The 12,476-nt window shown below is 61.6% G+C and carries 10 protein-coding genes; 2 read left to right on the forward strand and 8 right to left on the reverse strand.

The genetic code is table 11. The features are described from left to right. Window positions 1-9: 9 nt before the first annotated feature. The 8 genes from EPJ54_RS17955 to EPJ54_RS17990 form a co-directional block, all read right to left on the reverse strand. Window positions 10-759 carry a helix-turn-helix transcriptional regulator gene (locus EPJ54_RS17955; protein ID WP_135213122.1) on the reverse strand — a complete coding sequence of 250 codons (750 nt, stop codon included), beginning with the start codon at window positions 757-759 and terminating at the stop codon, window positions 10-12. Between the two features lie 66 nt (window positions 760-825). After that, the gene (locus EPJ54_RS17960; RefSeq protein ID WP_135213123.1) at window positions 826-1,806 is read right to left on the reverse strand and encodes an alpha/beta hydrolase; all 981 of its coding nucleotides are present in this window, start codon (window positions 1,804-1,806) and stop codon (window positions 826-828) included. Window positions 1,807-1,810: 4 nt separating this feature from the next. Further along, complete coding sequence (locus tag EPJ54_RS17965) at window positions 1,811-3,214, reverse strand: FAD-binding oxidoreductase (protein ID WP_135213124.1); 1,404 nt, start codon at window positions 3,212-3,214, stop codon at window positions 1,811-1,813. Between the two features lie 4 nt (window positions 3,215-3,218). Beyond that, entirely contained in the window at window positions 3,219-5,318 is a 2,100-nt protein-coding gene (locus EPJ54_RS17970) for a TonB-dependent receptor (RefSeq protein ID WP_135213125.1), read from the reverse strand. A 148-nt stretch (window positions 5,319-5,466) separates the two neighbouring features. After that, window positions 5,467-6,240, reverse strand: a complete 774-nt coding sequence (locus tag EPJ54_RS17975; RefSeq protein ID WP_135213126.1) for an SDR family NAD(P)-dependent oxidoreductase — start codon at window positions 6,238-6,240, stop codon at window positions 5,467-5,469. A gap of 7 nt (window positions 6,241-6,247) precedes the next feature. Next, on the reverse strand, window positions 6,248-7,780 hold the full coding sequence (locus EPJ54_RS17980) for a carboxylesterase/lipase family protein (RefSeq protein ID WP_135213127.1): 1,533 nt from the start codon (window positions 7,778-7,780) through the stop codon (window positions 6,248-6,250). 222 nt (window positions 7,781-8,002) lie between these two features. Next, window positions 8,003-8,278 (reverse strand): hypothetical protein, encoded by a 276-nt coding sequence (locus tag EPJ54_RS17985; RefSeq protein ID WP_135213128.1) that lies wholly within the window; start codon window positions 8,276-8,278, stop codon window positions 8,003-8,005. Continuing rightward, window positions 8,279-8,848: an MBL fold metallo-hydrolase gene (locus EPJ54_RS17990; RefSeq protein ID WP_167755819.1), complete on the reverse strand. Its 570-nt coding sequence runs from the start codon at window positions 8,846-8,848 to the stop codon at window positions 8,279-8,281. A gap of 583 nt (window positions 8,849-9,431) precedes the next feature. Between EPJ54_RS17990 and EPJ54_RS17995 the strand changes: the two genes are divergently transcribed. Both EPJ54_RS17995 and EPJ54_RS18000 read left to right on the forward strand, forming a co-directional pair. After that, window positions 9,432-10,592, forward strand: a complete 1,161-nt coding sequence (locus EPJ54_RS17995; protein WP_135213130.1) for a helix-turn-helix domain-containing protein — start codon at window positions 9,432-9,434, stop codon at window positions 10,590-10,592. A gap of 137 nt (window positions 10,593-10,729) precedes the next feature. Continuing rightward, a complete protein-coding gene (locus EPJ54_RS18000) occupies window positions 10,730-12,250 on the forward strand; it encodes a S41 family peptidase (RefSeq protein WP_135213131.1) in 1,521 nt (506 codons plus the stop codon). Window positions 12,251-12,476 lie beyond the last annotated feature (226 nt).

Here is a 12,476-nt window from a genome sequence, read left to right on the forward strand (position 1 = left end):
CGGTGCTCCTTACGCCGCGGCTGCGCACGCGCGTAAATCAGAGGGCGAGACGCCGAAGCGGCGCCCAAATGCGCGCGCAAAGCTCGCATTGTTGAGATAGCCGTTTTCGTAGCCAATGGACGACACCGGCAGGTTCGTCGTGAGCAACATGCGCTTGGCTCGGCTGAGGCGCTGTTCGGCGATCGCTTCGGCGATACTGCACTTGAACATATCGCGGAAGCCGCGCGTGAGTTTTGCGCGGTTGAGTCCGCAAGCGCGTGCGATGGTGTCGAGCGTGAGCTTCTCGTTCCAGCGCTCATCAATGATGCGGCGCGCGGCGACGACACGACGTGTGTCTTCAAGTGAGAGCGCCCCTTCACCGGTGAGCGGCAACAATTCGTCGCCCGCAAGCAATTGGATGGTTTCGCACAGCAGTTCGATGCTCTTGCCGAGGCGATAGATTGTCAGCGTTTCCCCGCTCAGTTCGGCTTCGCGAATGGAGCGCACAATTGCGCGCAAGGCGGAGGGGAGGTGAAACTCAACACCTGTCGGCATGACGCCGCCGACGCGAAGGAAAGCGGCGCGTTCAATCACCAATGTCAGTCGTGTCTCGTTAGATAGCGAAGCAAGACTCGGTGACAGATCGAATGCGATCGAAGGCGCATCGCTGTCCGCGTCGAAGGCAAGCGCGATGTAATTGGGCGGCATCGGCACGCCACCGAGCGGACCAGCACCCAGAAGCAGCGTCATCTCCGCTGAGACTTCGACGAATTCGCGCATGTTCCTCACCCAGTTATTCTGGTTGTTGAGGACAGTCTGCACCTTTCAGATAGGTATGGCAAGAACCTATCTGATAGGTTTTTTGGCCTCGTGGTGCAGTGCGCTTTTCAGAGCTTCGAGGCTGTCGCGGCGGGCGCGGGCGGAGATCGGCGCGTCGCCGCCGAAAATATCGAAGCCGTGGAATCCGCCTGGATAAACATGGAGTTCGACCGGCGTGCCGGCGCGCAACAGGCGGGTCGCATAGGCGATGTCCTCGTCGATAAAGAGATCCAGGGTCGGGCAGGCGATGAAGGCTGGCGGCAAGCCGGATAGGTCCGGCGCCCGCGCTGGAGCGGCGTAGGGCGAAACGCCAGCCTGGCCGGGCTCGTGACCGAGGAGTGCGGTCCAGCCAAAGCGATTGTTGTGCGCCGTCCAGATGAATTCCCCGGCGACGGGGTTTGGCTCGGCGACACAAGTGCGGTCGTCGAGCATCGGATAGATCAAATGTTGGAAGGCGAGCTGGTGTTCGCCGCGATCGCGGGCGAGCAGCGCGAGTGCTGCGGCCAAGCCGCCGCCTGCGCTTTCGCCCATCACGCCGATACGATTGCGATCAATGCCGAGCGCGTCAGCGTTTGCGAAGGTCCAGGCGAGCCCAGCATAGCAATCTTCGATGCCAGCGGGGTAGGGATTCTCCGGCGCCAGTCGATAGTCGACACTCACGATGACGCAATTGAGGTCGTAGGCCGCCGGACGATGCAGCGGTTCAAGCTGCCCCGCCGCGCCGCCGACATAACCGCCGCCGTGGATGTGATAGATGCACGGCAAGGCGCCTGGCGCATTGCGCGGCTGATAGATGGTGAGCGTGATATCCGGCGCGCCGGCGGGGCCGGGAACGCTGCGAATTGTTTGCGCGACTGCGTCGGTGATTTCCGCAGGCGCAACGATTGGTAGTTTCGCGAAGCGTTCCGCTTCACGCATCGGCGCCAGAAGTTCGCTGGTCAGCGCAATCGTCGGGAAAACATCCAGCACCGGAAGCAGTGCGGGATCGACGAGCTTGCGCGTGTCCATGAAGTTACTCCGCGAAGATTTTGCCCGGGTTGAACAGGTTTTTCGGGTCGAGCGCCCTTTTGATCGTGCGCATCATGTCGACGCCATCTTCGCCGAGCTCGCGCACGAGCCAATCCTGCTTGCCGAGTCCAATGCCATGTTCGCCAGTGCAGGTGCCGTCCATATCGAGCGCCCGTTGCACGAGGCGCTCGTTGAGCGCTTCCGCTTCTCGGTGCTCGGCTGGATTGTTCGGGTCAATCACGAAGATGACGTGGAAATTGCCGTCGCCCACGTGACCGAGGATCGGCGCGGGGAACGAGGCTTTCTCCAAATCCTTCTTGGTCTCGTTGATGCATTCGGCCAGCCGCCCGATCGGCACGCACACGTCCGTCGGCCAACCGATCGCGCCTTTGCGCATAGCGGTGGCGGCGTAGAAGGCTTGGTGGCGCGCCTTCCAGAGCTTGGCGCGTTCTTCGGCCAAGTTGGACCAATGGAATTCACCGCCGCCATTTTCGCGCGCTAGATCGCCGATCGTGGCGATCTGTTCTTTGACCGCATGCTCGCTGCCGTGAAATTCAAAGAAGAGCGTTGTCAGTTCTGGATAATCAAGCTTCGCGTGTTGGTTCACTGCGCGCATCTGCACGTCATCTAGGATTTCGACGCGCGCCAAGGGAATGCCGAGCTGGATCGCCTGGACAACGGTATCGACGGCGCCGGCCAATGTACTGAAGCCGCAGACCGCAGAGGAGATCTGTTCTGGAATACCGTGCAGTCGAAGCGTCACCTCGGTGATGATGCCGAGCGTGCCTTCCGAGCCGATCATCAAGCGCGTTAGATCGTAACCCGCCGCGCTTTTGCGTGCGCGCCGCGCGGTGCGGATATCGCGGCCATCCGGCGTGACGACACGGAGGGAGAGAACCGCTTCGCGCATGGTGCCGTAGCGCACGGCGTTGGTGCCTGAAGCGCGCGTGGAGGCCATGCCGCCGATAGTGGCGTTGGCGCCTGGATCGATTGGGAAGAAGAGCCCCTTGTCGCGGAGGGCGATGTTGAGCTCTTCGCGCCGGACGCCGGCTTGCACGGTGCAATCGAAGTCGTCCGGATTGACCTCGAGGATTTTGTTCATCTCCGAGAGATCGACACAGATGCCGCCGCGCACGGGGGTGGTGTTGCCCTCGACGGAGGTTCCGGCGCCATACGCAACGATCGGTACGTTGGCTGCCGTGCAAGCTTTCACAGCGGCGACGACCTCTTCAGTGGAATGCGCGAATACGACCGCATCAGGCAAGGCGGTGGCGAAGTGTGTTTCGCTGCCGCCGTGCTGGGCGCGCATGGCTTCGCCGAGGTGGAGCCGGCTTCCGAAGATTCCGCGCAATACCTCGACGAAGGCCGGCGCGAGCGGAGCGCGCGCGCTGAGTGCAGGCGCGCCCATCGCTCTAGAACCGCGCGCTGACGCGGACGCCGATGCGGCGGCCTTCGCCCATGATGCCGAGATCGCGCGTGATCGGGTTCATGGGGCCCGCTGGGCCGAAGATGGCGCCCAGCAGCGAGTCATCGAGATAGGACTCGTAATATTCGGAGTCGGTGAGGTTCGTGCCCCACAGCGCAATTTCCCAATTATCGCGTTGGTAGGCCAGGTTGGCGTTCACAAGATAATAGCCTTCGAGCTGCGGCTGGAAGGTGGGATCGAGACTCGAGCCAGCCCGATCGCCCTTATAGCTGATCGTCGTGTTGAAGATGACGTCCGCATCGGCGCCGACGCCCCAGGTGAAGGTGGGCGTGACAAAGAAATTCCAATCCGGCTGGAAGAGGATGCGGTCCGACGCAAGGCCGCCTGGGAAGACAGCTTCGAACTCGCTGTCATCGGTGATGCGCGCGTGATTGTAGGTGACGCCGCTTTGGAGGCTGAACCACTCGCTCGGCGACCATGCCGCTTCGATTTCAGCGCCATAGCTCACGACATCGCCAGTATTGAGGTTGACGGCAACAGGCCCCGGCGCCGGCGTCAGCGAGTTCTGGCCGATATAGTGCTGGTAGTCGTTGTAATAGAGCGCCGCGTTGATGGTCCATTCGCGGTTGTCGCTGGTCCACTTGTTGCCGAGCTCGTAGGTCCAGACCGAGTCGCCTTGATAGAATTGAAGCGGCGCGGCTGGCGCGTTGGCGCCGCCGCCGCGGAAGCCGCGCGCAATCGAAATGTACGACATGTGATTGTCGCTCCAGCGCTGCGTCAGGGCCATGCGCGGCTGCCACTCCTCGGCCGAATAGCTGCCTGCCGTGCCCGTCGCGGTGACTTCCTGTTGATCGTAGCGGATTCCCGCGGAGAGCTCGAGCGTAGCCGTGAGATCGTAGAAGATGTTGGCGAAGAAGGCCTGCGAGTTCTGCTCGATCGTCTGCGACTGCGAGGCGGTCAGCACGAACGGCACGATGAGCTGGGTGTTGGCGTTCGTCGTTTGTGAGTCGTTGGCGAAGAAGCCGATCAAAGTGCTCATTCGATCGCCCCATTCGGTGTCGAAGCGCAGTTCGCCAGTGTAAGTCTCTTGCGAGTTGTTGCCCTGCAGAGTGCGGGCGAAATCGACATTGGTGAAGTCGGCGTCGCCGACCGCTTCACCAGACTTGTCGTCGTAAGCGGCGATGGCGGTCATCGTCGTATGGCTGGTGATGTCGAACTCGCCGCGCAGATTGACGCCCCAGTATTCGAATGTGGCGACGCTATCGACGTTGAGGGCTGTATCCTGCACATAGTCGGTCGGTCCGCCGGGGGAGGAATAGGCGGTCTGCGAGCCGGTGACGCTGTTGAAGTAGGTATTGACCGTCAACTCGGCGCCGGACGAGATGTCCCAGGCCAGCGTGCCGTTGATGGATTCATTCTCTACCGGGCGTGCATCGTTGCCGGTGATGGTGTTGGTCGAGAAGCCATCATGTGTGTGATAGCTCGCGGCGAGACGCCCGCGCAGGACGCCTTCGACAAGCGGGCCGCTGACGCTCCCGGCGAAGGTTTGATAATTGTCCGGGTCTGCGAGCGAGGCCGAGACGCGGCCAGTGAATTCATCCGTCGGCGCGCGAGTGATAACGCTGATGGCGCCGCCCAATGTGTTGTTGCCGAACAGCGTGCCTTGCGGCCCGCGCAGCACTTCGATGCGTGCGACATCGACGACGGGATTGTTCAGATAGGACGAGTTCGGCTGGTAGATGCCGTCCACGAAAATGCCGACGCCCGGCTGAACCGTATCGATGAGGGTCGTGCCAACCCCGCGGATCGACATGAAAGCGCGGCCAACGGCGTCCGTCGAGATGTTGAGGCCTGGCGACAGCGCTGCGACCTCGCGCACTGTGTTGATCTGTTCGCGCTCTAGCGTATCGGCGGTAAGCGCGGTGACGGCGACTGGCACGTCCTGCAGGCGCTCTTCGCGCTTACGGGCGGTGACCACGACTTCCTCGTCATTCGCCGCGCTCGCGCCTGCCTCCTGAGCAACCGCCATGGTGGGCGTCACGAACGCCAGAGCCGCGCCGGCGAGTAATTGATGAATGCGCCGCATGTTTATTCCTCCCCAAGCGCGGGACTAATGTCTTCGAGTCCGCGTCGTTAGGACGAAATCTACGCTCCTGTGCGACCTATCTGAAAGGTCTGGTAGCCAGCAATGCTGTGCCAGGCGGCTCCGAGGCTTGGCCGAGCCGCTCGCCAACCTACCAGCAGGAATAGCCGCCGTCCGCCAAGACGATGCTGCCGGTCATCAGACTGGCTGCGTCCGAAGCAAGAAAAAGGATCACCGACGCGACCTCTTCGGGCTCGCCCAGCCGTCCCATCGGCGTGCCGTCGATCCAACGGCGATACATCTCGCTTGTCTTGTCGGCGAATTCGTTGAGTGGGGTGCGAATGTAGGTTGGCGCCACGGCGTTCACGCGTACGCCCCGTGGCGCCCATTCAGCGGCGAGCGACTTTGTGAGCTGGTGCACGGCGGCTTTTGAGGCGTTGTAATAGCTCTGCGGCTGCGGCCGGTTGACGATGAAGCCCGACATCGAACCGACGTTCACGATCGCACCTTGACCGCGCGCGAGCATATGCTTGCCGAAGGCGCGCGCACACCAGAAGGCGCCGTTCAGGTTGACGTCGAGCACATTAAGCCAGTGCTCGTCAGCGACGTCTTCGGCGCGCGTCTCGCTCCGGGCGATGCCGGCATTGTTGACCAGGATGTCGATGTGCGCCTCACGCACAACGATCTCGTCGGCCACTTCGGCGACGCGCTTGGAATCGGTGACATCCATCACGATTCCGTCGATGTGATAGCCCAGCTTGCTGAGAGCGCCACGCGCCTTATCGATCGAGGCGGCGTCTCGATCGGCGATGATCACACGCGCGCCGGCCTCGGCGAGCGCTTCAGCGGTTGAGAGTCCGATGCCGCTTGCGCCGCCCGTCACGACAGCGACGCGGTCCGTCAGCTTGAACTTTTCGAGATACATCACGTCCTCAGGGTAGGAAGCGTTCAGCGACCAGCGGCGCTTCAGGCGCGGCTTTATCGGTTGCGGGGTCGTAAACGATGCGCGTTGAAGCCTCGTAGGGGGGCCACGGCAACGCGCCGCTCTTGGCGAAATCGACCCAGATCTTATTCATGCGATTCGCAAGCTCTTGCGGCGGATTGGCGCCCGCGAGGCCCTTGTCGCCGTCTACGGTCGAAAGCGTGTTGAATACAAACGGCAGCTCGATCGCGTGGCAGGCGCCGAGCGCTCCGTTGTACGCCGTCGATCGCCAAGAGAAGTCGTACACATGCGTGCGGCCCTTGTGCGCGGCGGCGAAACGGCGCGCGGGCAGGCGAAACACGAGATCCGTGAGCGCTTCGGTGAACGCATCGCCCGGTCGCTTGGTGCGATCGTCGATGCCGTAGGCCTTGAGAATCTCCGTTGCCCTTGGCTCCGCGCGCTTGGTGATAAAGTTCGCGAGGAATTTGCCGATCTTTTTGCGCACCCCGCTCGGCACGAAGTAGAGGTTCATTTCCTCTGCATTGGTGCCGACGATTAGTTCGATGTCGGCGCCGATTCCATTGCGCAGCGCAGTGATGGGGTGTTCGGGCAGAACGTCGTCGCCGTAGACGGGCAGAAAGCGGCTCAGGCCGAAAGCGGGTTCGCGCTTGTCCGGATTGCGTAGATCGATGTTTGCCGTTGGCAGTGAAACCTTGCGCTGCGCTTGCAGGCACTCGGCGACGGACCGGCTACGGAAGCCCTCAATCGTTGGCGTCACGCGCAGCAGCTTCGCGAGCTTGTTCACCAGCCGCTCTGCAACCGGGATCGGCCGCACCATGTCGCCGTGGCCGCTTTGTACGATAGCGCGCTGGAAGAGGCCCTTAGTCAGCGGCGAAGCAACCAAATTGGCGACCGACATGGCGCCCGCGGATTCGCCGAATGCCGTGACGTTGCGCGGATCGCCGCCGAAGACGGCGATGTTGTCCTGCACCCAGCGGAGCGCGGCGATTTGATCGCGGAGGCCAAGGTTTGTTGGCGCGCCGGGAATTGGCAGGAACCCCTCGACGCCCAGGCGATAATTAATGGAGACGTATACAATTCCGGCGCGCGCGAACGCCGTGCCGTCATACACGTCCGCCGCGCCGGCGCCGCCAGTGAACGCGCCGCCGTGAATGAACACCATCACCGGCGCGCCGCTTGGGTTGGCGGGCGTCCAGATGTTGAGCACGAGGAAGTCGTCGCCTTGAGCCTGATCGCCGCCGATCAAGGGCTGAATATCGAGGCCCGGAAGGGCCTTTTCCATTTCTGCCGGCGTCGGAACCGGTTGTGGCGCGATGAAGCCGCGCGTGGTCGCATCGCGCACGCCATCCCATGGCGCTACCCGTGCGGGAGGTGCAAAACGCAAAGCGCCGACAGGTGGGGCCGCGTAGGAGACGCCCAGAAAGCGGCGCACGTCGCCGAGCAGCAAACCTTGCAGCGCGCCAGTTGGCGTCTGAACGGTCACCGGATCGGCGGTCGGGATGGAACGCAGAGATTCTGGCATAAACGCTACCCTAAAGCGAATGCGGAGCGTTTGAACGCCTGATATTGTGCGGATCGGCACGGGTTCGATGCCGCGCTATCGCGACCCCGTTGCGGTGACGTCAGCCCGAGCTCCGCGCCGCGCCGCATTCGGCGATTTCCGTTATGAAGCGGGGATCAACCAGAGTCGGCTTTTGGGATGGAGCGCCGCGTGAGGGCGCGCCGCCCAGCATCGAGCCTTTGGCTATGGCTGCGCGAAACCTTGGTGAAGGGCTCCGCCCTCAACGAGGGCCGAGATCGCGATGGCCTCGTGACCGGGTACGAGGACTAAACCTGGATTGTCGGCCTGCAGAACCCGTAGCGTTTCGACTTGCGCGAGAACCGCGGCGCGATCGTCATGTGAGATCCAATTGGTGACCAAACGTGAGCGGATGTGACCCGTGGTGACGTTAGCTTCCATCGAGGCGGTGTCGCCCATGAAGATGTATTCGCGGCCGGTGCTGAGACGGACATAGACCATTTATGAACCGGGTGTGTGCCCAGGCGCTTTGATGAGAACAACGCCAGGGGCAATGGCGCGGTAGCCCGCGTATCGGACGAGGCTCAAATGCTGAAGCGCATCGGGTGACCAAGGCGGCGTTGCATCCTCGGGCGACGCCACCTGTTCGGGCGTCAAGAGCGCGCGCGTGGCAATCGACGGATCCGTGCGCGCCAGTGAAATGAGACCACCAAGATGATCCGAATGTTCATGGGTGACGACGATGAAGCGTGCCGAACGCATGGCTTGCGTGATGCGAGAAAAGGCGTCGTCGTCGAATGAGTCCGCCTGTGTCGCGGTAGCGCGATCGTATGTCGTATCGATAATTCCGGCATCCGAGTTCGCCCAAACTAGGCGATAGCTTGTTCGCACAAGATCGACCCCTGTCCAACTTGCGCCAGTGACCATGGCGATCTCAGGCGCACTTTGGTGGCTAACAATCTCAACCTCAATGCGCTCGGGCGACGGGCCCTCCACACGTCCGGCTTCAGCACGGATGCCGGCAAGGTCGATTGCGTACGTCTGCTCGGTCGAACCGTTGTCGTAAAACAAATGCCAGATCCCGCCGACCGCTAATGCAGCGAGAAGCGCAAGGGCGCCGAGAGCGGCGAAGAGTATGGGGCGTCGCATTTGAGATTGAGGCTACAGGGTTATAGCTGGGGTGTCGCGTTGGTTGTATTGACTGAGTGCGCGATGGCTCAATGGCTTCAATCGGCGATCAACCATCTGCCGGGGTCCGCTGTGGGGCACGAACGCGGGAAGGGCCTAATGCAGCATCTAGTATCTCACACTATCCCCTCTCGGTCGAAGCATGCGGATGGTTACGAATGAGAGTTCTTCTTGCCAGCGCGTTGCTTGCTTTGGCGGCATGCACCCAAGAGCCGCCCTCGCGAACCGAGTCGACCGGTCTCGTCGGGCCGATCGAGTGCAGGTCCGTGAATCGGGAGTTGGAGCCTACTGGCTTCTCGATCGAGAATGTCACGTTGGTTGGCGCCGACGAACCAAAACGTGTTTTCATCTTCACGCACCTTGATCGGGAACACGCCGTTTCTGCACGCGCTAAGCGACTAACCGCAATCGGGAGAGTAGGCCGGTCGTCGATCGCGTTCTTGACCTTTGGCGTGCGACGCTAGAAATGGCGCAAGCTGAAGCTGGGCGCTTGTCGACAATGTTCGATTTCAATGTTTTGAACGTCACATTGTTGGTGAGCGCCGGCCAAGGCGTTGTGCTTGCATGCATGTTGGCGCTCTCGCCACACAATACGACGGCAAACCGTTGCCTCGCTGCGCTGATCCTTTCTGTGGCGCTCTATATGACGCCGTTCATCATCGGCTATGGCGGTCTCTATGATCGATTGCCTTGGCTCAGTTTTGCGCCTTTCGATGTGACGCTGATCTTTGGGCCATTGTTCTATTGGCACACGCTTGCCCTGACCGGCGGGCGACTGGGCGAAAACCGGCTTTGGCACTTTGCGCCTTTTTCTGCGCAGTTTCTCTCGCAGGCGATCATTTTTCCATGGCCGCTCTCGTTCAAGAATTGGTGGAACACGATCGCACATGAGCCTTTGGTCGATCCATTCTTCACAGTTGCGGCCTTTGTCTCGTTGGGCGCCTATGGTTGGCTGAGCTGGCGTCGCTATCGGGCCTACAAGGAATGGCTTCGAAACAACCGGGCCGACGGCGAGCGCTTCGACCCTACTTGGATCCGAAATGCGCTCTACGCGGTGGCGCTTGTCGCGATGGTCTGGGCGGGGTTCGCGATCGCCAACGCGCTCGATCCCGCGCGCGACTATTTCGACCAGTTTTGGCTGTATGTAGGGTTTGGGCTGCTGGCGATCTATCTCGGTGTTGAGGGTTGGCGAAACGCCGGTCAAGTCTATCCGTCCATGACCCATGCTTCGCCGCCGGATGCTGCAACATCAGATGCGCCAGCGCGGAATGCTGATCGAAATTGGGCCGAGCAGGGCGCGGCCTGGGCCGATGAGATCGAGCGCCTTGAGCTTTGGCGCGACCCCGACGTGTCGCTTGCTTCTATGGCCCGCGCCGTGGGCGCCAACACAGCCTATGTGTCGAAGGCGTTGAATGAGGGCTTGGGGGTTTCATTCCATGACTTTGTCAACCGCCGCCGGGTCGACGCGCTGAAACGGCTGCTTGCCGATCAGGCCGAAACACGAGATTTGATGAGCCTCGCCTTTGAGGTGGGGTTCAGGTCGAAAGCAAGCTTCAACCGCGTTTTTTCCGACATTGCCGGGATGACGCCGAGCGCATTTCGCCAGGCCGCGCGTCTCAAACAGTAAAAAGAGGCGGCTTTCGTAGGTTGAGACGTCTCACTCTGCAAATATTGGAGTGGCTATCGCCTATTGAGGCGCTTCCGGACACGCTTTCCGACATCGCTCTTCTCATCGCCGCATCGGGTGGCCAGGAGAAAAGCAAAATGCGGTCATTGCTTGTGTCTGTTGCGCTCGCGTCGGGGGCGTTGATAGGGGGCGCGTTCGGTCTTGCGCCGCCCGTTCATGCGCAGGAAGGCGCTGTCGTCGCCGCCGCACCAGTGGGTATGCTCACAGCTGAAGCAGCGCGGGCCGACGTTGCCCTCATGCGCCGGGCCTTGGAGACGATCCACCCGGGTCTTTACCGGTACACGTCCCGGCAGGCGATGGACAGGGCGTTTTCGGACCTTGAGCGCTCGCTCGACGAACCGATTACCGACGCTGAACTCTACCGGCGCGTCTCGCTTACACTGGCGCTGGTGCGCTGCACCCACACCAAGGCCGAGCAAACAGACGCGATGGAGACGTGGCGCACCGACAATCCAACCCACTTACCGTTGCGTTTTCGCATCGTCGAAGGCCGTATGCTGGTCGTGTCGTCCGACCCCAATCAGGCCGCCTTGGCGCGGGGGACGGAGGTGCTTTCCATCAATGGACGCCGTGTCAGCCATTTAGTCGAGACGCTCGGCGCTTATGTACCAATTGACGGCGCAACGACGTGGTCTCGCGCCAGCTATCTGGCCGATGACGGCGATCTGATGGGAGCGGATTTCGATCACTTCTATCCTTATGTTTTCGGCTTTGCCTCTGAGTTCAGGTTGACCGTTCGAGACCGAGCGGGTGCTCCGCGCCGCACGGTGCGCCTTGCGCCCATCAGCTTTCGCAACTGGGTTCGCTTGGATAATGACGGCGTCGGCTTTCGCGAGAATTTTTCGGAGGCCACCGAATGGCGTATGCTGGACGATGGCGTTGGCTATCTTTCGGTGCGTACCTTCGTCAATTATCGAAATCCGACGGATGCGGCCGCGCTGTTCGAACGCGCGCTGCGCGAACTCCAGGCCGTGGGCGCAAGCAGTCTAATCGTTGATCTGCGCGAAAATGGCGGCGGGTCAAACGACGCCTCTCTAGCTTTGCTCGATGCCTTGGCGCGCGAGCCATACACTTACCAGCGTGCGGTTCGTCTGCGTGCAGTGCGCTACGGTGATCTGCCGAGCTTTATCTCCACCTGGGGCGATCGCGAGGCGCTGTTCAATCCGCCAATGGAAAATTTTGTGCCTACGGCCGATGGCCGCTTCGATCTGCGTCCCGATCTTGCTCCGGACGTTCTGATGCTGCGTCAGCCAGCACCTTATGCGTTCCAGGGATCGGTCACGGTGCTGATTGGTCCGGCGAATGCGTCCGGCGCCACCATGACTATCGCCAAACTTCGCGACATGGATCGTGTGACACTCGTGGGCGCTCGCAGCGGCGGCAGCGCCGAAGGTCCGACCGCCGGGACAATCTTCAATGTGGCTCTGCCCAATAGCGGCATCGTCGTTCGTGTGCCGCTGGCGTTGAACCTGATGGATGTGCGCTCGCCCGACCCGGACGGAGGCGTCACGCCTGACGTGGAGGTACGTGAGACCGTGCGCGACTTCCGCGATCGCTTTGATCGAGCCTTGTCAGTAGCGCTCGAATCTCAACGATGATCAGGTCAATTCGGAGGGCGCGGATTGCCGCGCCCTATGGGTTGCATCTAGGCAGTTCGTAGTGGGCATTCACTTGTCACCCAGTGACCGTTATCGGCGGATGCTGTTGAAAAAGTCCGAGAGGTCTTCGGCCCCTCCTGTTGTGTCGGAGGCTTTCGTCGAAGTTCATCGCCCGGCGGCTCGCGCCGCCCGGTAGTGCGTGCTCGCCCTAGGCTGAGGCCGCTAT

Origin of the sequence: Vitreimonas flagellata (genome assembly GCF_004634425.1) — a bacterium.
Taxonomy (GTDB): domain Bacteria; phylum Pseudomonadota; class Alphaproteobacteria; order Caulobacterales; family Aquidulcibacteraceae; genus Vitreimonas; species Vitreimonas flagellata.